At 73.9% G+C, this 18,425-nt stretch carries 19 protein-coding genes; 9 read left to right on the top strand and 10 right to left on the bottom strand.

What is annotated here, in order from left to right; genetic code table 11:
• Positions 1–16 precede the first annotated feature (16 nt).
• From EV383_RS13575 to EV383_RS13565, 3 genes are read left to right on the top strand one after another with little or no spacing between them, the layout of a single operon-like run.
• Positions 17–1,441: a sensor histidine kinase gene (locus EV383_RS13575; RefSeq protein WP_130290249.1), complete on the top strand. Its 1,425-nt coding sequence runs from the start codon at positions 17–19 to the stop codon at positions 1,439–1,441.
• Positions 1,438–2,106, top strand: coding sequence for a response regulator (locus EV383_RS13570; RefSeq protein WP_130290248.1), 669 nt, complete (start codon positions 1,438–1,440; stop codon positions 2,104–2,106). The genes EV383_RS13575 and EV383_RS13570 overlap by 4 nt, the downstream gene beginning before the upstream one ends.
• Before the next feature lie 31 nt (positions 2,107–2,137).
• Positions 2,138–2,560 (top strand): DUF805 domain-containing protein, encoded by a 423-nt coding sequence (locus tag EV383_RS13565; RefSeq protein ID WP_130290247.1) that lies wholly within the window; start codon positions 2,138–2,140, stop codon positions 2,558–2,560.
• 94 nt (positions 2,561–2,654) lie between these two features.
• Here EV383_RS13565 and EV383_RS13560 read toward each other — a convergent pair whose 3' ends face one another.
• From EV383_RS13560 to EV383_RS13540, 5 genes are all read right to left on the bottom strand, one after another.
• Complete coding sequence (locus tag EV383_RS13560; RefSeq protein WP_130290246.1) at positions 2,655–3,401, bottom strand: ABC transporter permease; 747 nt, start codon at positions 3,399–3,401, stop codon at positions 2,655–2,657.
• Between the two features lie 2 nt (positions 3,402–3,403).
• Positions 3,404–4,159 (bottom strand): ABC transporter permease, encoded by a 756-nt coding sequence (locus EV383_RS13555; RefSeq protein WP_130290245.1) that lies wholly within the window; start codon positions 4,157–4,159, stop codon positions 3,404–3,406.
• A complete protein-coding gene (locus EV383_RS13550; RefSeq protein ID WP_130290244.1) occupies positions 4,156–5,061 on the bottom strand; it encodes an ABC transporter ATP-binding protein in 906 nt (301 codons plus the stop codon). The genes EV383_RS13555 and EV383_RS13550 overlap by 4 nt, the downstream gene beginning before the upstream one ends.
• A gap of 79 nt (positions 5,062–5,140) precedes the next feature.
• A complete protein-coding gene (locus EV383_RS13545; RefSeq protein WP_130290243.1) occupies positions 5,141–5,812 on the bottom strand; it encodes a response regulator in 672 nt (223 codons plus the stop codon).
• Entirely contained in the window at positions 5,809–6,978 is a 1,170-nt protein-coding gene (locus EV383_RS13540; RefSeq protein WP_165438339.1) for a sensor histidine kinase, read from the bottom strand. Before EV383_RS13540 ends, EV383_RS13545 begins: the two co-directional genes overlap by 4 nt.
• A 167-nt stretch (positions 6,979–7,145) precedes the next feature.
• Here EV383_RS13540 and EV383_RS13535 point away from each other — a divergent pair, with 167 nt between their 5' ends.
• Positions 7,146–7,457, top strand: a complete 312-nt coding sequence (locus tag EV383_RS13535) for a hypothetical protein (protein WP_207223518.1) — start codon at positions 7,146–7,148, stop codon at positions 7,455–7,457.
• A 16-nt stretch (positions 7,458–7,473) separates the two neighbouring features.
• On the opposite strand, the gene EV383_RS13530 is transcribed toward EV383_RS13535, so the two are convergent.
• Together EV383_RS13530 and EV383_RS32175 are read right to left on the bottom strand one after the other, a co-directional pair.
• On the bottom strand, positions 7,474–9,231 hold the full coding sequence (locus tag EV383_RS13530) for an L-aspartate oxidase (protein ID WP_242623079.1): 1,758 nt from the start codon (positions 9,229–9,231) through the stop codon (positions 7,474–7,476).
• A 47-nt stretch (positions 9,232–9,278) separates the two neighbouring features.
• A complete protein-coding gene (locus EV383_RS32175; RefSeq protein ID WP_242623078.1) occupies positions 9,279–9,530 on the bottom strand; it encodes an acyl-CoA-like ligand-binding transcription factor in 252 nt (83 codons plus the stop codon).
• Between EV383_RS32175 and EV383_RS13525 the strand changes: the two genes are divergently transcribed.
• The gene (locus tag EV383_RS13525; protein ID WP_242623077.1) at positions 9,519–10,022 is read left to right on the top strand and encodes a zinc-binding dehydrogenase; all 504 of its coding nucleotides are present in this window, start codon (positions 9,519–9,521) and stop codon (positions 10,020–10,022) included. The two genes, EV383_RS32175 and EV383_RS13525, sit on opposite strands and share 12 nt — an antisense overlap.
• A 226-nt stretch (positions 10,023–10,248) precedes the next feature.
• Here EV383_RS13525 and EV383_RS13520 read toward each other — a convergent pair whose 3' ends face one another.
• From EV383_RS13520 to EV383_RS13510, 3 genes are all read right to left on the bottom strand, one after another.
• Positions 10,249–10,989 (bottom strand): AIM24 family protein, encoded by a 741-nt coding sequence (locus EV383_RS13520; protein WP_130290240.1) that lies wholly within the window; start codon positions 10,987–10,989, stop codon positions 10,249–10,251.
• A 131-nt stretch (positions 10,990–11,120) separates the two neighbouring features.
• Complete coding sequence (locus EV383_RS13515) at positions 11,121–12,428, bottom strand: aspartate aminotransferase family protein (RefSeq protein ID WP_130290239.1); 1,308 nt, start codon at positions 12,426–12,428, stop codon at positions 11,121–11,123.
• Between the two features lie 23 nt (positions 12,429–12,451).
• Positions 12,452–13,111, bottom strand: a complete 660-nt coding sequence (locus EV383_RS13510) for a TetR/AcrR family transcriptional regulator (protein WP_242623076.1) — start codon at positions 13,109–13,111, stop codon at positions 12,452–12,454.
• Between the two features lie 180 nt (positions 13,112–13,291).
• Between EV383_RS13510 and EV383_RS13505 the strand changes: the two genes are divergently transcribed.
• The 4 genes from EV383_RS13505 to EV383_RS13490 are packed head-to-tail and all read left to right on the top strand — an operon-like array spanning position 13,292 to position 18,352.
• Positions 13,292–14,527, top strand: a complete 1,236-nt coding sequence (locus EV383_RS13505) for a cytochrome P450 (RefSeq protein ID WP_242623075.1) — start codon at positions 13,292–13,294, stop codon at positions 14,525–14,527.
• A 41-nt stretch (positions 14,528–14,568) separates the two neighbouring features.
• Positions 14,569–16,374, top strand: coding sequence for a flavin-containing monooxygenase (locus tag EV383_RS13500; protein ID WP_242623074.1), 1,806 nt, complete (start codon positions 14,569–14,571; stop codon positions 16,372–16,374).
• The gene (locus tag EV383_RS13495) at positions 16,371–17,987 is read left to right on the top strand and encodes a Vgb family protein (protein ID WP_130290237.1); all 1,617 of its coding nucleotides are present in this window, start codon (positions 16,371–16,373) and stop codon (positions 17,985–17,987) included. Before EV383_RS13500 ends, EV383_RS13495 begins: the two co-directional genes overlap by 4 nt.
• Entirely contained in the window at positions 17,984–18,352 is a 369-nt protein-coding gene (locus EV383_RS13490; RefSeq protein ID WP_130290236.1) for a thioesterase family protein, read from the top strand. The genes EV383_RS13495 and EV383_RS13490 overlap by 4 nt, the downstream gene beginning before the upstream one ends.
• Positions 18,353–18,425: the final 73 nt, after the last annotated feature.

Below are 18,425 nucleotides of genomic sequence, written 5' to 3'. Positions count from 1 at the left end.
ACGATCCGGTGATCCCATGAGCCCGTCCCGCCCGGACGCCCCGGCCTCCGCCGAGGTGTCCGGGTGGCCGGACCGGCTCGGGGCCCGGTTCGACGAGCGGCTCACCCGCCTCGGCCTCACCGGCGAGTTCCGGCGCGACGCCGCGCTGGCGGTCGTGGTGGCGGTCGTCTCGACCGGGCTGATCGCCGTCCTCGTCACCGTCCCGGCTGCGGCGATCATTCCGGGGCTCACCCCGTTCCAGACGGTCACGGCGATCGTGGTGACGGCCGTCCAGTCGCTGCTGCTGTGCCTGCGGCGTGTGCATCCGGTGCTCTGCCTGGCGGGGATCGTCGCGCTGGAGGTGCCCCTGGTGGCGGTGCTCCCGGCCGGGCAGAACCTCAACGGCCTCGCCGTGTTCGTCGCCGCCTACACCTGCGGCACACGCCTGTCCGCCCGCCGGACGGCGGAGGTCCTCGTCGTGGCCGCACTCCTGGAGGCCATCGGGTTCGCCGTTCTGAACCTGGGCCCCGCCCTCCGGGCCGGGTCGCCGCTGGTGGAGGGCGGGCCGCCGTTGACGACGGCCGCGCTGTGGGCGGTGCTGGCCGGTCATCTGGCCTCGACCCTCCTCACGTTCGGCGCGGGCGCGATGATCGGCGCCTACGTCGCGACCCGTCGCCGCTACGTCGACCTGGTGCGGGTCCGCGCGGCGGAGGCCGTCGAGGCGCAGCGGGCGCGGGCGGACGCCGCGATCGGACAGGAGCGCTCGCGGATGGCCCGGGAGCTGCATGACATCGCCGCGCACCACCTGTCCGGGATGGTCGTGCAGGCGGCGGTGGTCGAGCGGCTGATCGACCGCGACCCGCAGGCGGCGAAGGAGGCCGCGGCGTGGGTCCGGGGGCAGGGCAAGGAGACGCTGCACAACCTGCGGCTCGTCGTCGGGGCGCTGCGCGGGTCCGACGACGACGCACTCGACGACGGCGCGCCCGTTCCGGGCCTCGGCGTCCTCGACGCCCTGGTGGGCACCGCCCGGGACCTTGGTACCCCGGTCGAGCTCGTGCGTGAGGGCGAGCCGCCCGAGCTTCCGCCGATCGCCGACGTCACGTTCTACCGGGTCGCGCAGGAGGCGCTGGCGAACGCGCGGGACCATGCGCCGGGCGCACCGGTCCGGGTCCTGCTGCGCGACGACGGGACGGCGGTCGTCCTGGACGTGGTCAACGAGGCGTCCGGCACCCGCGCCGGGGCCCCGGCGGAGCACCGTGGGCTGGGCCTGGTCGGGATGAGGGAGAGGGCACAGATGATCGGGGCATCGTGGGAAGCCGGGGAGATCCCGTCCGGCGGGTGGCGGGTCCGCCTGAGCCTGCCGTCCGAGACCCCGTCGCCCGAGACCCTGCCGTCCGACACCCTGTCCTCCGGGGCCCTGCCGCCGGGGACGCTGCCGTCCGGGCCGGGGGCGACCGCGTGATCAGGGTCGTGCTCGCCGACGACCAGACGATGGTCAGGACCGGGTTCCGCGTCATCCTCGAACTGGCCGGCGACATCGAGGTCGTCGGCGAGGCGTCCGACGGCCCGGCCGCCGTCGCGCTCGCCCGCCGCCTGAACCCCGACGTCATCTGCATGGACGTCCGCATGCCCGGCGGCAACGGGCTCGCCGCCACCCGCGAGATCGTCGACGGCGCGGCACCCGGGGCGTCCCCCGCCGTCCTCGTGGTCACCACGTTCGACCTCGACGAGTACGTCTTCGGTGCGCTGGAGGCCGGCGCCAGCGGGTTCGTCCTCAAGGACACCGAGCCGGACAACCTCGTCGACGCCGTCCGGCGCCTGGCGGGCGGGCACGGTCTCCTCGACCAGACCGTCACCCGCCGGGTGATCGCCGAGTTCGCCCGCCGGCGTCCCGCCCCGATCGCCGAGCCCGTCGCGGCGCAGCAGCTGACGGCCCGCGAGACCGACATCGTCCGGCTGCTCGCCCGGGGTCTGTCGAACGCCGAGATCGCGGCCGAGCTGGTCATCGAGACGACGACGGTCAAGTCCCACCTCGGCCGGGCCATGACGAAGATCGGCGTCCGGGACCGGGTGCAGACCGTCGTGTGGGCCTACCGCAACGGGATGGTGCCCCGCGACGGCGGCTGAGCCGGCCCGGACGACTGGCACACTCGGGTCGATGGGCTGGTTCCTGACTCCCCTCCGCCGGTACGCGGACTTCACCGGACGGGCCCGGCGGACCGACTACTGGATGTTCGTCCTGTTCGTGGGCCTGGGCGCCGTCCTCCTGCGCTTCGTCGACGAGAGCCTCGGGGCGACCTACGCGGACGCCGGTGTCGAGGGAGGGATCCCGTTCGTGGCCGGATCCGGGGTGCTCGGATCCATCTACTCCCTGTTCCTGCTGGTCCCGACGTTCGCGATCGGAGCCCGTCGCCTGCACGACATCGGTGTGAGCGGCTGGCTCCAGCTGATCGCGATCATCCCGGTACTCGGGATCATCGCGCTGCTCGTGTTGTGGGTGGTGAACGGGACCCCCGGGCCGAACCGCCACGGCCCAGATCCGAAGACCCCGGCCGGGCCGGAGGACGTCGACCGGGGCTGAACCGCCCATGATCGGCGAGCGGGTCCCGATCCCGGCCACGTGCGGCGCCGATCGGTACCCGTCCGGTGATCATGCTCCGGGATCGGAGGCACCGTCAGCCGATGTCGCGCCGGTCCAGGACCGCCGCGCTCACCGCGACCACCGCCGCCGTCAGCACGACCGACGCGACCACCAGCACGGCGACGACCCCGGCGGTGACCGGCCCGGTGTCGGCGAACGTCCCGGTGCCCAGCTGCGTCGTCCGGGTGAGCAGGGCGTAGGGCACGACCACGGCGCCACCGCCGGCGGTCATCAGCAGCCCCACCGACGCGGCGGCGCCGAGCAGCGCCACCGCGACCGGCGCGGCGAACGAGCGCATCAGCATCGACAGGGCGGACTGCAGGGCGGCGACCGGCAGGCACGCCAGGACGACCAAGACGCTGACGAGCAGGTAACGGGCGGGCAGGAAACCCGGGAGCCCGAACGCCGTCTTCCCGGCCAGGACCGTGCCGGCCACCAGCACCACCTGCATCGCCGCGACCAGCGCGGCCAGGACGGCGGCCTTGCCTGCGACGACGCCGAGGCTCGACGTCGACCGGCCCATCAGCGCGTTCCAGTTGCTCCCCCGGTGCTCGACCCGCCACACCAGCGACGCCAGCACGGCGATCCCGGCCGCCAGCGGGAACAGGCCGTGGAACACCACCACCCGCAGCCACAGGGTGTGCCAGCCCTGCGCGAGCGCGGCCCCGGAGGCGAGCGTCGTGGCCGTGCCGGAGACGATCGCCGTCAGCGGCAGCAGGACCACCACCGCCCAGCTCAGGGACCGGCGGAGCTTGCCGAACTCGGCTCGGAGCGAACCCATGGTCAGACCTCCCGGCGGTCGAGACGACGCGAGACGAGCAGGAACACCACCGTCGCGGCGACGCCCAGCGCGACGACGCTCCCGTGCGACGGCGCCAGCGCGACGAGCTCCCCGTCGCGGTGGTCGACGGGCGCTGCGAGGGAGTAGTAGCCCCACGGGGTGAGGTGCGCCGCCCACGCCGGCATCGCGGGGGCGGTGGCCGCGGCGAACACGCCCAGGACCCCGATCCCCGTTCCGACCAGCTGGTTCTCGACGACGGCCGCGACCAGCACGTGCAGCGCGAGCAGGACCAGGTTCACGACGACCACCGACGCGGTGTGGGCCGCCCAGACACCCAGTGGCAGGTCCACGGTGATCCCGGCGAGGACTCCGGCCCCGACGACGAGCGCCGACGCGGTCACGGTCGCCGGGACCAGCACCGCACCGGTCGCGACGAGCTTCGCCCGGCACAGCCGCCCGGCCGGCAGACCCGCGGTGGCCGAGGACAGCCAGCCGTTGCCCTGGTGCTCCAGGTCGACCTGACGCCCGGCCAGCACCGCGATCAGCACCGGTGAGACGAGCGGGACGGCGAACCCTAACCCCAGCAGCAGGCGGTGCCACGGCAGGCCGGCCGAGTCGTCCATCGCGCCGGAGAACCCCGGCGAGGCCAACTCCACGCAGGACAACGCGACCACGCCGGCCACCATCGCGGCGACGACCGGGCCGACCCGCAGGCGTCGCATCTTGGCGAGCTCGTTCACCACGGCGGGGGCGGTCACAGTCCCCGCCCGCCGGTCAGCGCCATGAACACGTCCTCGAGGGACTGTTCCTCGCGACGGACCCCGTGCACGCCGACACCCGCCGTGACCAGGGCCGTCACCATCCGGGCCGTCGAGGCGCGGTCCAGGCCGGAGACCCGCACCGTCGCGCCGTCGAGTCGGGTGGGGTGCGCGCCGGCCGTCACCGACGCGGCGCGGCGGGGATCGGAGGTGTCGACGAGGACGTCGGGGACCGACCGCGCGAGCAGCTGCTCGCGGCGGCCCTGGAACAGCAGGCGTCCGCCGCCGAGGATGCCGAGGACGCCGGCCGTCCGGTCGATCTCGCCGAGCAGGTGACTGGAGACCATGACGGTGGTCCCGCCGGCGGCGAGGCGGGTCAGCAGGTCGCGGATCTCCTCGATGCCGGCCGGGTCGAGTCCGTTGGTGGGCTCGTCCAGGATCAGCAGCCGGGGCTCGCGGGCCAGCGCCATCGCGATCCCGAGGCGCTGCTTCATGCCCAGCGAGTAGTCGCGGACGCGCTTGTCGAGATGGCCCTGCAGGCGCACCGTGTGCACGGCGCGGGTGACCTGGGCGTCGGTCAGATCCAGCAGCCGCTGCAGCAGGCGCAGGTTCTCCCCGCCGGTGAGGTGCCCGTAGCCGGGCGGGGACTCGATCAGTGCACCGACGTCGCGCAGCAGCGTGCGGCGCGTGGAGCGGAGCATCGGACGCCCCAGCAGGTGGATCTCGCCGCGGGTCGGGCGCACCAGCGAGAGCAGCATCTTCATCGTGGTCGACTTGCCGGACCCGTTCGGGCCGAGAAAGCCGTAGACGCATCCCTGCGGGACGTGCAGGTCCAGGCCGTCGACGACCGTGTGCCCGCCGTAGGTCTTGCCCAGCTCGTGGGTGGTGATCACCGGATTCACACCGCCGACGATGCCGGGCCGGCGGTCACCGGTCGTCTGTCCCGAGGGGGATCTCCGCGTACGACCCGAGGCGTACCCGCTACTGCTCCCCCGCCGTGACGACGCCGGACTCGTAGGCCAGGACCACCGCCTGGACCCGGTCGCGCAGGCCCAGCTTGGTCAGGATCCGGCCGACGTGGGTCTTGACCGTCCCCTCGGAGAGCACGAGGTGCCCGGCGATCTCGGCGTTCGACAGGCCCTGCGCGACGAGCACCAGCACCTCCCGCTCGCGCGCGGTCAGCCGGTCCAGCCCCGCGGGTGCGGGCCGCGTCCCCTCTCCGGCCGGCCTCCCGTCGACGAAGTGGGTCAGGAGCCGTCGCGTCGTGCTGGGGGCGACCACCGCGTCGCCGGAGTGGACGTGCCGGATCGCCGAGACCAGGTCGTCGAGCGGTGTGTCCTTGAGCAGGAACCCGCTCGCCCCGGCGCGCAGGGCGTCGTAGGCGTACTCGTCGAGGTCGAACGTGGTCAGGATCAGCACCCGCGGTACGTCCCCGCCGGCGCGGATCCGCCGGGTCGCCTCCACCCCGTTCAGCCGCGGCATCCGCACGTCCATCAGGACGACGTCGGCCTCGACCGTCTCCAGCAGCGCCAGCGCGGTCTCCCCGTCGGCCGCCTCGCCGACGACATCGATGTCGGATCGGGCGTCGAGAACCATCCGGAAGCCCATCCGGATCAGCTCCTGGTCGTCGACCAGGACGACGCGGATCGTCACGTGTCCTCCCCCACCGGCAGCGTCGCGGACACCGTGAACCCACCGCCCGGCCCCGCCCCGGTGTGCAGGGTGCCGCCGTGGGTCGCGACCCGTTCGCGCATCCCGGCCAGCCCGTGCCCACCGGCGGGCCCGTCGACGGGTCCCCGGCCGTCGTCGACGACGTCGACCCGCACGGTGTCGTCGTCGATCCGCACGTGCACGTCGACGCGGGTCAGGTCGGGCCCGGCGTGCCGGCGCGCGTTCGTCAGCGCCTCCTGCACGATCCGGTACACGGCCAGGTCGGTACCGGCGGGCAGGTTCCCCGGCGTCCCGTCCACGGTGAGCATGACCGGCGTGCCGGAGGTGCGGGCGTCGCCGACGAGCTGCGCCAGCTGCGCGACCCCCGGCTGCGGTGCCTCCGTACCCGGCGGCGGGGACCCGGGCTCGCCGTCGCGCAGGACGCCGAGCATCCGCCGCATCTCGGTCAGCGCGGACCGCCCGGTCCCCTCGACGGCCGCCAGCGCCTCCACCGCCCGGTCGGGGTCGGTGCGCACGCTCGCCGACGCACCCCGGGCCAGCACCACGACCACGCTCAGGCTGTGCGAGACGATGTCGTGGATCTCCCGCGCGATCCGGGCCCGCTCGGCCTCCACGGCGGCCCGGTCCCGCTGGTCGCGTTCGCGTTCCAGGGCGGCGGCGCGCTCGCGCAGCGTCGCCACGTGGGCCCGCCGGATGCCGATCATGGAACCCCACATCCACACCGTCACCACGGACACCGCGGCCGTCAGCAGCTCGGAGACCCGCCCGTCGCCCCACCGCGCCGACGCCAGGAGCGCACACGCCGCCAGCACCGCGGCGGCCCCGACCGAGACCGCCCGCCTCCGGTGGACCGCCACGGCGTACAGCGCGAGGAACAACATGACGTCCGCCGGCACCGGGCCCATCCCGATCGCGAACTGGACCAGGAAGACCGCGACGACGGCGCCGAACACACCGAGCGGGAACGACCGGCGCACCACCCACGGGGCGCACAGCCCGACCGAGACGAGGACCCCGGTGCCCGCGGGCAGGCCCGCCGGGACGTAGGCGCCCTGGATGGGGAGGGTGTAGGCGAGGACCACGACGGCGACCGCCGCGTCGACGGCCCGCGGACGCCCACGCACCCAGGAGCCCGCCGCCGCGATCACCCGGACATCGTGCCAGGCGTCCCCGGGCGCGGGCGCCCGTCCGTGATCGGCGGACCGGTCCCGAGCCGGGCCGCTCGTGGCTCCGATCGGGACCCGACCGACGATCATGACGCCGTCGCCCGGCGACGCACGGGCGTGGGGACACGGTCCGCGGGTAGGCGACGGGCATGGATCGCGACCCGAACGAGGAACCACGCCCCACCACGACACCCGACCGGCGTGCGGCCTACCGCGAGGGGCTGCCGGGCTACCACGACCCGACGGCCGGGTTCGACGGCTCGACCCCCGCGCGGAGTGCGCTGACCCTGCGCGCGGCACTCGCCGCCTTTGGGCTCGTGGCCGGCGTCGTCGGTGCGGTGCTGATCTTCCGCATCCCCGCGGTCTCCGCCTTCGGGTGGGTGATGGTGGCGATCGCGGTGGTCGCACTGCTCGACCTGGCCTGGGTGCTCTACCGCAAATGGCGGGGCGAGCCGGGCTGACCGGCCCGCCCCGGGGTCACTCCAGCAGGCGTCCGGCGGTGGTCAGCTCCCCGCTGGCGTCGACAAGATCGAGGACCTCCGGCGACGCCGTCCCGACCGGCCGCGTCGTGACGCCGTCGGGGGTCCAGAGCAGGTTGTGGACCTGGGCCGGGTCGAGGTCGGGGTGGTCGGAGCGGACGTGCGCCCCGCGCGTCTCGGTGCGGGCGAGCGCGCAGTCGAGCGTGGCGCGGGCTGCGAGGAGCGAGCCACGCAGGTCGAGGGCGTGCGCGAGGTCGTCGTAGCCGGAGATGTCGGCGCGCACCGTGATCGACGCCGCGCGGGTCTCCAGGTCGTCGAGCTCGGCCAGCCCCCGGCGCAGGCCGGTCTCGTCGCGGACGACGCCGCACCACGTCGACATCAGGTCCCGCACCGCGCGTTGAAGCGGCCGGGGGAAGTCGTCGGTGGCGCTGCCGTCGCCGAGCAGGCCGTCGATCTCGGCGCGGGCGGCGTCGATGGCGGCGCGGTCGCGTACGTGAACGTCGACCTCGGCGGAGAACCGGGCGGCCTCGCGCCCGACGGTCCGGCCGAACACCACGCACTCACCGAGCGAGTTGCCACCCAGGCGGTTGGCACCATGCACCCCCGACGCGCACTCGCCGACGGCGTAGAGCCCCTCGACGTCGCTGGCGTGGGTCTCCGGGTCCACCCGCACCCCGCCCATCGAGTAGTGCGCGGTCGGCGCGACCTCCATCGGCTCGCGGGTGATGTCGAGCATGACCAGGTCGATGAACTGGCGGTACATCCGCGGCAGACGCTCCAGGATGTGCTCGCGGTCCAGGTGCGTCACGTCGAGCCACACCCCGCCGTGCTCGGTGCCCCGGCCCTCGGCGATCTCGGTGTGGTTGGCCAGCGCGACGCGGTCGCGGGTGGAGAGCTCGCGGCGCTCCGGGTCGTAGCGCTCCATGAACCGCTCGCCGTTCGCGTTGACCAGCCGCCCGCCCTCGCCGCGCACCGCCTCGGTGACAAGCGTGCCCTCGGCGCCGTCGGGGTAGACCATGCCGGTCGGGTGGAACTGGACCAGCTCCATGTCCTGCAGGCGCGCCCCGGCCATCGAGGCCAGCCGCATCGCGTCGCCGGTGTTCTCGTCGCGCCGCGACGACGACCGCCGCCAGATCCGCGTGTGCCCGCCGGCCGCCAGCACGACCGCGTCGGCGAAGATCAGGTGCCTTCTGCCGGTCTGGATGTCGAACCCGTAGGCGCCGAACACCCGGTTGTCGTGGACCAGCAGCCGGGAGATGTAGAGGTCGTCGCGGAAGGGCACCTCGAGCTGCTGGGCGCGAGCCAGCAGGGTCTGCTGGATGATCCGGCCGGTGTAGTCGCCGGCGAAGCAGGTCCGGCGCCACTTGTGGGCGCCGAAGAAGCGCTGGCTCAGACGGCCGTCGTCCTCGCGGGCGAACTGCGCGCCCCATTCGACCAGCTCGGCGATCGCCTCCGGCGAGTGCTGCGCCAGGTACTCCACGGCCTCGGGGTCGGAGAGCCAGTAGCCCTCGCGCAGGGTGTCGGCCGCGTGCTGGGCCCACGAGTCCTCGGGGTCCATCGTGCCCAGCGCGGCGTTGATCCCGCCCGCGGCCAGCGTCGTGTGGGCGTCGTCGCGACGGCGCTTGCCGACGCAGAGCACCTCGACGCCCTGCTCGGCCAGCTCGATGCTCGCCCGCAGGCCACCCGCTCCCGCGCCGATCACCAGGACGTTCGTCGCGGACCGCTGCTCCATCGACCGCTGCTCTGTCGTCACCATGGAGGTCGACTACCCGGCCCGGCACGGCGGAACCGGCGCGTGGAGGGTCACCCCACGGCGGTGACGGTCAGGCTCCCCGGGGCCGCATCGCACACGGTCCGGATCTGCCCGAGGAGCTCGGCCAGACCGGGCCCGTCGGAGGCCGACCAGTCGTCCAGGGCGACGTGCACGACGCCGACCAGCATCTCCAGGCACAGACGCAGCCGGTGGTCTCCGGGGTCGAGACCGGTCCGCCGCCCGATCGTCTCCAGCAGGACACGGGTCGTGCGCTGGCAGAAGTAGCGGCCGTGGGCCTCCATCGACGGCACGGCCCGGGTGAGCCGGTGCTCGGCCAGGACGCCGGGACGCCGGTCGTCACGTTCGGGCTGGGCGGCGCGTGGGCGCAGCTGCGCGCGGTGGACACCGGACGCACCGGGACGGTCCCCGAGGGCGCCGACCCGCTCGACGGCGTGCTGGACACGATCGGCGGGCCCACGCTCGTCGCGGCGTTCGACCGGCTCGCCGAGGGCGGCACCCTCGTCGCGCTCGGGCACTCCTCGGGGGCCGGGGAGACGTTCGGCTACGGCGCCCTGTTCGGTGGCCCCGGCACCGCCGACCGCTCGATTTGGACGTTCTACCTCGGCGCGCACCCGGACCTGTCCGCCGACCTGACGCGGCTCGCCGCACAGGTCGCCGCGGGCGACCTCGACCCCGGCATCTCCTGGCGCGGCGACTGGCACGACGTCACCACCGCCACCCGCGCCCTGCTCGACCGCACCCTCGCCGGCAAGGCGGTCGCCGACGTCACCTGAGCGGCTCCCGCTCCCGGGCGACGGCCTGCGCGGCGTCGACGAAGCCCTGCGCCGCCTCACCGATCGTGCGGGTCCCGCGCCACGCGATACCGACGATCCGACTCGCTGCACCGCGTCACCCCGGTCGGCGGGGACCGGACGCGCATCAACGCGGTGCCGGCCCACTCCGAGCGGCCCGGCGACACGATGAACGCCCTGCCCCAGGAGCTGTTCTACGGCCGCAGCGCTACTTGAGGAACCCGCCGATCAGGCCGCCGACGCCGCTCTCCTCGCCGCTGCCGCCTCCGGCCAGCGCGTCGAGCGGGACCTCCTCGGAGGCCTGGACGATCACGAACCCGTTCCCGGAGAAGGCCATCGTGTAGCGCTCGCCGGTGCTGCGGCCCAGCAGCGTCTTGATCCCGAGCGACTCGGCGCGGTGCATCCCGACCCGCAGCCCCGCCGACCAGGCGATCGCCGCCTGTGGGTCGGCGTAGGTCGGCACGTCGACGTTGAGCACGACCGGCGCGCCCTTCGCGGTGATCGCGAGCCGTCCCCGTCCGCGGAAGATGCAGTTGAACAGCCCGGCCCCGCCCATGGAGCCCGCGCCGGAGGTCATCTGGACGTCGTAGGACAGCGTCGGCTCGAAGGCCAGGACGTTCTTCCCGTTGATGGTCAGGGTGTCGTCGGGGCCCTCGAGGTCGATCACGTGGACGTCGGCGGCGGCGTCGGCGAGGAACACGTCCCCGCGGCCGACCACCTTCATCAGCGGCACGCCCTCGCCGGTCAGCTTCTGCTTGATGAACCGGCCGATGCCGCCGGCGCCCTTGGCCTCGAAGCGGACGTCGCCCTGGTAGGCGACCATCGAGCCCTGGCGGGCCATGACCTCGCCGTTCAGCTCGACCTTGAGCATCTTCGAGTTCTGCAGCCGCAGTCCCGGCTGCGCCGACTCCTGCTCCTGGTTCTCCGGTGCGAAAAGGTTGCTGCGCATGTCCTGGTTCCTCCCCCGTGTTCGGGTGCTCGGATCCCCCGCCGAGCACACCTGGAGAACGACCGTGTGATCGCCGCGGTTCCCGAGTACTCGACCGGAGGGGAAGCGGTGTTTCTCCGCGGACCCGTTCCTCAGCCGGTCGCCGTCCCGGACAGGGCCCGGTCGAGGATCTCCAGGCCGCGGTCGATCTCGGCGTCGGTCGCGGTCAGCGGCGGTGCGATGCGGAAGGTCCCGCCCATGCCGGGCAGCTGCACGATGTTCATGTGCAGGCCGAGCTCGGCGCAGCGGCGGGTCACCGCGGCGCCGAGACGGTCGACGTCGGCGGTGTCCCCGGCGTCGGTCAGCTCCAGTCCGACCAGCAGTCCCCGACCGCGGACGTCGCCGATCACCGGGTGCCGGTCGGCCAGCTCGAGGAGCCCCTTGCGGAGGCGTTCGCCCAGGTCGCGGGCGCGCACGTCGAGACGGTCGCGCTCCAGGACGTCCAGGACGGTGTTGCCGACCGCGGCCGGGAGTGGGTCGTTGACGTGCGTGGTGAAGAACAGGAACCCGCGTTCGTGGGCCCGCTCCTCGATCTCGGCACTGGTCAGGACGGCGGCGAGCGGCAGTCCGGCGCCGAGGGTCTTGGACAGGGTGAGGATGTCGGGGACGACGCCGTCGCGCTGGAACGCGTACCAGTCGCCGGTGCGGCAGAGACCGGTCTGGGCCTCGTCGAGGATCAGCAGCATGCCCCGCTCGCGGCACTTGTCCCGCAGCGCGGCCAGGTAGCCGGGCGGGAGGTCGACGACGCCGCCGGAGCTCAGGATCGGCTCGACCAGGCACGCCGCGAGGCTGCCGACCGACTGCGCGTCGACCATGGCGAAGCCGAGGTCGAGCTGGCGGCGCCAGTCGAGGTTCCCGTCCGCGTCGACGATGTCGGGCCGGAACCGGTCCGGGACCGGTAGCGCGAGGTTGCCCGGGGCCGCCGGCCCGTACCCCGCGCGCCCGGCGACGTAGGTGGCGTTCGCCGCGCCCTGGGTCATGCCGTGCCAGGACCGGGCGAACGAGACGACCTCGAACCTCCCGGTGACCAGCTTCGCCATCCGCAGCGCGGCCTCGTTCGCCTCGGCCCCCGTCGTCAGCAGCATCGACCGGTCCAGCGGCCCGCGGTCCGAGGGCACCGGCAACGTCCCCGCGAGCCGCCGGGCGAGGTCGAGGACGGGGCGGCTCAGCATCCCGCTGTAGAGGTGGTCGAGCCGTCCGATCTGCTCCCGGACGGTCGCGACGATCTCGGGGTGGGAGTGCCCGAGGATCGCGCTCATCTGCCCGGAGGTGAAGTCGAGCAGCTCGCGACCGTCCTCGGTGAACACCGAGCTGCCCTCGGCACGGACGATGAGCTCGGGACTGAACCCTCCCCGTCCGGAGTAGCGGATCAGGTGCCGGGCGGTGCTGTGGTCGAACATGTGCGGTGACGCTACGAACGACGTCAGCGCACGTCCAGAGCGTCTCCGGCGACGCCGTGGGTGGCGGCGTGGAGAGCCTCGGCGAGGCGGGCGCCCGGGTCGGGGTGGCGCGTGCCGTCGAGGAGCGCGGCGGCGAACTCCTCGCTGGTCAGGCGCAGGGCGCCGGCGATCGCGGCCGCCTGCACGCGGATCGCGAGCTCGTCGGGCGAGCGGCCGAGGCGCTCGGCGACCAGCTCGGCCACCGCGGCCTCCGCCCGTTCGGAGACGACCAGCCAGACCGCGCGCAGGGCGGGCTCGTCGCGGGACAGGCCGATCACGACCAGCGCCGCCTCGGAGTCGGCGGCCGCCTCGGAGTCGTCCCGGGCACCCCCGACCAGGTGCTCGTCGAGCGTGCGGTCGGCGGGCCAGTGACGCAGGGACTCGACGAAGGAGTCGACGCTGCGGGTCAGGACCGGCTCGACGCACTCCTCCTTGGCCCGGAAGTAGCGCCACAGCGTGCGCGAGGACAGGCCGACCTCCTCGGCGATCCGCTCCCCGCTGGTCCCGGCCACGCCGTGCTCCCGGAACAGGCGGACCGCGACGCGCGAGATCTCCAGCCGCAGCCGGGTCCGGCGCAGCGGGCTCATCGGCGGGCGGCCCGGATGGGCCCGTTCCCGGTCCGACGCGGTGGCAGGGGCCGTCATCGGAGCTCCTGTCGTCGGGGACGTCGTGGTGCGGTCAACCTACCGGCACCGGGTCCGGTGCGGACCGAGAGCATTGTCTCTCGCTGTCTAATTGGCACTACGCGCCATTAATTGGGTATGGTGATCTTGTCGGCCCGCGAGTCCGGCGACGCCCGACCCGACTGCCGCGGAGGAGACACCGTGACCACCACCCAGCCCAGCAGCGCCGCGACCGGGGGATGCCCGGTCGCCCACTCCTACCCGCTCGGCGAGTCGGCGCAGCTCGACTTCGCGCCCGGGTACGCCGAGCTGCGCCGCGACGAGCCGCTGACCCGGGTGCGCCTGCCCTACGGCGAGGAGGGCTGGCTGGTCACCCGCTACGACGACGTCCGCACCGTCATGTCCGACCCGCGGTTCAGCCGGGCCGCCGTCGTCGGCGCCGACGTCCCGCGCGCGCTCCCGGAGCGCCCGGCCCAGCCCGACTCGATCATCAACATCGACCCGCCCGAGCACGGCCGCCTGCGCCGGCTGGTGGCCTCGGCGTTCACCGCGCGCCGGGTGGAGAAGCTGCGACCGCACGTCGAGGAGATCGCCCGGAAGCTGATCGACGACCTCGTCGCGAACGGCGAGCCGGCCGACCTGGTCTCGGCGGTGTCGATGCCGCTCCCGGTCGTCGTCATCTGCGAGATGCTCGGGGTGCCGCTGGAGGGCCGCGACACGTTCCGGGCCGGTGCCGACGCCGCGCTGTCCACCTCGGACGTCCCCGTCGAGCGCCGCCGGCAGGCGTTCACCGACCTCTACGCCTACATCGCGTCGCTGATCGCCGAGCGCCGTGAGCGTCCCGAGGACTTCGGCGACGACCTGCTCGCCGCTCTGATCACCGCCCGCGACACCGACGGGGACAAGCTCTCCGAGCCGGAGATGGTCTCGCTCGGCGTGGCCATCCTGATCGCCGGCCACGAGACCACGATGAACATGACCGGCAACATGGTCTGGACGCTGCTCTCCGAGCGCTCCCGCTGGGAGGCGCTGGTGGCGGACCCGGACGGCATCCCGGCCGCGGTCGAGGAGATGCTGCGGTTCACCCCGCTCGGCCGCCAGGCCGGCCTGCCGCGGATCGCCACCGAAGACGTCGAGCTCACCGGCGGCACCGTCCGCGCCGGCGAGGCCGTGCTGGTGTCGACGAACGCCGCCAACCGTGACCCGGAGGTCTTCGACGACCCCGAGGAGCTGCGGCTCGACCGCGAGCCCGGCTCGCACGTCGCGTTCGGCTTCGGCCCGCACTTCTGCCTGGGCGCCTCGCTGGCCCGGATGGAGCTGCAGACCGTCCTGCGCGCGCTGGTGACGCGCCTGCCCACGCTCGACTTCGGTGGTGAGCCGGAGTGGCGCACGACGTCCGCCGTCCGCGGCCTGTCGCGCTTCCCCGTCACCTGGTGAACCCCGAACCCGCCCCGGCACGCACACGGAGGAGCCCCACGGTGACGACCACCGACGACCGCTCGACCCCCGCTGATCCCACGGCGGCGGACATGGATCGGCTGCGCGAGCGCTACCGCGCCGAGCGCGACCGCCGGATCCGCACCGACGGCACCGCCCAGTACCAGGCGATGACGGGCGAGTTCGGCTACTACGCCGACGACCCGTGGTCCGATGTCGCCGGTCGCGAGCCGGTCGCCGACCACGTCGACGCCCTCATCGTCGGCGGCGGGTTCGGCGGGCTCGTCGCCGGGGCCCGCCTGCGCGACGCAGGCCTGGACCGGATCCGGATCGTCGACGCCGCGGGCGACCTGGGCGGCACCTGGTACTGGAACCGCTACCCCGGCATCGCCTGCGACATCGAGTCCTCGATCTACCTGCCGATGTTGGAGGAGATCGGGACGGTCCCGAGCCGCAAGTACCCGCCGGGCGAGGAGATCCGCGGGCACGCCCGGGCCATCGGCGAGCGCTTCGACCTCTACCGTGACGCCCTGCTGGGCACCGAGGTCACCTCGCTGGCCTGGGACGACGGGGCCGGGCTGTGGCGGGCCCGCACCGACCGCGGCGACGCGTTCTCCGCGCGCTACGTCGTGATCTCGTCGGGGCCGTTCAACAAGCCGAAGCTGCCCGGCATCCCGGGCATCGCCGACTTCGCCGGGCACACGTTCCACACCAGCCGCTGGGACTTCGGCTGGACCGGCGGCGACGCGAACGGCGGCCTGGACCGGATCGGCGACAAGAAGATCGCGGTGATCGGCACCGGCGCGACGGCCATCCAGTGCGTGCCGCACCTCGCCGAGGGCGCCGAGCACCTCTACGTGGTGCAGCGGACGCCGTCGTCGGTCGACACCCGCGACGACGAGCCCTACGACGAGCAGTGGTGGGCCTCGCTGGAGCCGGGGTGGCAGCGGCGCCGTCGCGAGGACTTCCTGAACCTGATGAACATGCTCCCGCCCGTGCACGGAGTGGACGGCGTCAGCGACAAGTGGACCGACACCGCCCCGATCCGCGGCGTGGCGCGCTACGCCCGCACCCACGACACCGAGAGCCTGGCCGACGCCCTGGAGATCGCCGACGCGGAGAAGATGGACGAGATCCGGGCCCGGGTCTCCGAGATCGTCCGCGACCCGGCGACGGCGGCCGCGCTCAAGCCCTGGTACCGCCAGATGTGCAAGCGGCCGACGTTCTCCGACCGCTACCTGCAGACGTTCAACCGCGAGAACGTGACGCTGCTCGACACCGGCGGACAGGGCGTCGAGCGGATCACCTCCGGCGGCATCGTGGTCGGCGGCACCGAGTACCCGGTCGACGCGATCGTGTTCGCCACCGGCTTCGAGCTCGGCGCCGACCCGGCCACCCGCGCCGGAGCCGACATCCGTGGCCGCGGCGGGCTCGCGCTGGCCGAGAAATGGTCCGACGGCCTGAGCACCCTGCACGGCTGGGTCAGCCGCGGGTTCCCGAACCTGTTCCACGTCGGCGCGCTGCAGAACTCGGCGTCGGTGAACTTCGCCCACGTGCTGGAGGAGCAGGCCACGCACATCGCCACGGTCGTGACCGAGGCGGAGAAGCGCGGCGTGGACGCGATCGAGCCGACGGCGGAGTCCGAGGACGCGTGGGTGGCCACGATCCGCGAGCGGGCGGTCGACCAGCACGGGTTCCTCGCCGAGTGCACGCCCGGCTACTATAACTTCGAGGGCCGGCCGCGGAAGCGCAACGAGCAGTTCGGCGGCGGACCGGTCGAGTTCCACCGGATCCTCGGCGCGTTCCGCGAGGGTGACATGAACGAGGTCCTGGGGGGCGGCCGATGATCGCGCGTCCCCGGGCCGGGGGCGGCGCCGGCCCCCTGTGGACCGCGCCGGGTGTGCGAGCCGAACGCCTCGTCCCGCCGAACCTGCTGTGGGCCTCCAACGGGATCGCGTTCGGGCCCGACGGGCGCCTCTACATCGCCCAGTTCCTCGGCGCGACGATCAGCGCGCTGGACGTGGACACCGGCGAGCTGGAGACCGTCCTCGGCCCGGACGGTCCGTTGACCGCACCGGACGACATCGCGTTCGCCGACGACGGCGCGATGTTCGTCGTGGATCTTCCGGCGGAGCTGGTCTGGCGCCGCGACCCCGACGGGACGATGTCGGTGGTCGCGGAGGGGATCGTCGCCCCGGACGGCGTCGCCTGCCACCGCGGGCGGCTGTTCGTCAACGAACTCGCGGTCGACGGCCGTCTGCTGGAGATCGACCTCGCCGGTGGGCCGCCGCGGGTGATGGCGACCGGGCTGGTGCTGGGCAACGCGATGCAGGTCGGCCCGGACGGACTCCTCTACTACCCGCACCTGATGGGCGGCGAGGTCTGGCGCGTCGGTCTCGACGGCGGCGAGCCGGAGCGCGTGCTCGACGACATCGTGATGCCGGTCGCGGTCCGGTTCGACCCCTCCGGCGGCCTGCGGGTGCTCTCCGCGCGGAACGGGCAGCTGCACCGGATCGACCTGCGCTCGGGAGAGCGTGACGTGCGCGAGTCCGGCGTGATCGGGGCGGACAACGTCGCGTTCGCCCCGGACGGCACCGCCTACGTCTCCGGTGCGTTCCGCGGCGGGCTGCGCGCTCTGTCCCCCGACGGCGGAGTGCGCGTCGTGATCCCGGAGGGGCTCAACGGCCCGTTCGGCATCGCGGCCCTGGCCGGCGGGGACCTGCTGCTGGCCGACCACTTCGGCACCGCGCGTCTGCCCGGCGGCACCGGCGAACCCGTCCGCGAGGACTGGCTCGCCGAGCTGCACGAGGCCGGGATCCGCGGGCTGGCCACGGCCGGGGACGACGTCGTCGTGACGACCGAGAACGGCAACGTCCACCGTGGCTCCCCCACCTCGGGCTGGTCCACCACACGCGGGCTCGACGACCCCGGCGGCGCGGTGACCACCCCGGACGGCCGCGTCCTCGTCGCCGAGATCGGCGGCGGGCGCGTGGTGGAGCTCGACGGCGACGGCGGGTTCCGGCCGGTCGCCGAGGGCCTCGACCGGCCGGTCGACCTCACCGTCGACGACCACGGCGACGTCTGCGTCTCGGTCACCGGCGGCGGGCGGGTCGTGCGCCTGCGCGACGGACGCGTTCTCACCGCGGGGCTCTCCCGTCCCGAAGGGCTGGTCGCCGCGCACGGCGCGCTGTGGTGCGTCGCCGCCGGTGAGGGACGGCTGTACCGGATCGACCCGGACACCCGGGCCGGCTCGGTCGTCGCGAGTGGACTGGCCACCGACGTCCGCCCGCCGCACGTGCCCGACCGTGCCGCCAGCGGCGTCGCCCGGCGGCCCCGCCCGTTCGCCGCGGTCGAGCGCGCCGGCGACGACCTCGTCGTCGGCCTGGGCGCCGAGGGCAGCCTCCTGCGCCTGTCCGGCCTGGCAGCATCCTCCGGGTCCCCGACGAAAGGAACCCGATGAACGACCTCACCGGACTGCAGGCGCAGCGCGACTTCGACGTGACCGACGCCGACACCGCCGCGGCGCTCGGCAGCGGGACCGTCGGCGTCCTGGGCACACCGCGCCTGCTCGCCTGGCTCGAGGCCGCCACCGTCTCCGCACTCGACGGCCGGCTCGGCGACGGCGAGACCTCCGTGGGCACCCGGGTGGACCTGAAGCACCGCAAGCCCTCCGCGGTGGGCTCGACCGTCCGCTGCGCCGCCGAGGTCACCGGCCACGACGGCCGCAAGCTGGAGTTCCGGGCCACCGCCCACGCCGACGACGGCACGCTCCTGGCCGAGGCCGCCATCCACCGCGCGATCGTGGACGAGTCCGCCTTCGCCTGAAGCCCTCCGACCGATCATGATCGATCTGTGTGGTCGGGTTCGTGCCATCGGTGGCACCGATCGTCCCACAGAG

The sequence above is a fragment of the Pseudonocardia sediminis genome, assembly GCF_004217185.1.
GTDB classification, from domain to species: Bacteria; Actinomycetota; Actinomycetes; order Mycobacteriales; family Pseudonocardiaceae; genus Pseudonocardia; species Pseudonocardia sediminis.
The sequence above is the reverse complement of the archived record's forward strand: the minus strand, read 5'-3'. Positions and strand labels throughout refer to the sequence as shown.

What these genes read in the sequence shown, in the direction of transcription:
- EV383_RS13565 (WP_130290247.1), top strand. Translation starts at nt 2,138, where the DNA reads ATGGGCTGGTTCCTGACTCCCCTCCGCCGGTACGCGGACTTCACCGGA.
- EV383_RS13515 (WP_130290239.1), bottom strand. Translation starts at nt 12,428, where the DNA reads ATGTTCGACCACAGCACCGCCCGGCACCTGATCCGCTACTCCGGACGG.
- EV383_RS13575 (WP_130290249.1), top strand. Translation starts at nt 17, where the DNA reads ATGAGCCCGTCCCGCCCGGACGCCCCGGCCTCCGCCGAGGTGTCCGGG.
- EV383_RS13530 (WP_242623079.1), bottom strand. Translation starts at nt 9,231, where the DNA reads ATGGTGACGACAGAGCAGCGGTCGATGGAGCAGCGGTCCGCGACGAAC.
- EV383_RS13520 (WP_130290240.1), bottom strand. Translation starts at nt 10,989, where the DNA reads ATGCGCAGCAACCTTTTCGCACCGGAGAACCAGGAGCAGGAGTCGGCG.
- EV383_RS13510 (WP_242623076.1), bottom strand. Translation starts at nt 13,111, where the DNA reads ATGACGGCCCCTGCCACCGCGTCGGACCGGGAACGGGCCCATCCGGGC.
- EV383_RS13560 (WP_130290246.1), bottom strand. Translation starts at nt 3,401, where the DNA reads ATGGGTTCGCTCCGAGCCGAGTTCGGCAAGCTCCGCCGGTCCCTGAGC.
- EV383_RS13535 (WP_207223518.1), top strand. Translation starts at nt 7,146, where the DNA reads ATGGATCGCGACCCGAACGAGGAACCACGCCCCACCACGACACCCGAC.
- EV383_RS13495 (WP_130290237.1), top strand. Translation starts at nt 16,371, where the DNA reads ATGATCGCGCGTCCCCGGGCCGGGGGCGGCGCCGGCCCCCTGTGGACC.
- EV383_RS32175 (WP_242623078.1), bottom strand. Translation starts at nt 9,530, where the DNA reads ATGGAGGCCCACGGCCGCTACTTCTGCCAGCGCACGACCCGTGTCCTG.
- EV383_RS13490 (WP_130290236.1), top strand. Translation starts at nt 17,984, where the DNA reads ATGAACGACCTCACCGGACTGCAGGCGCAGCGCGACTTCGACGTGACC.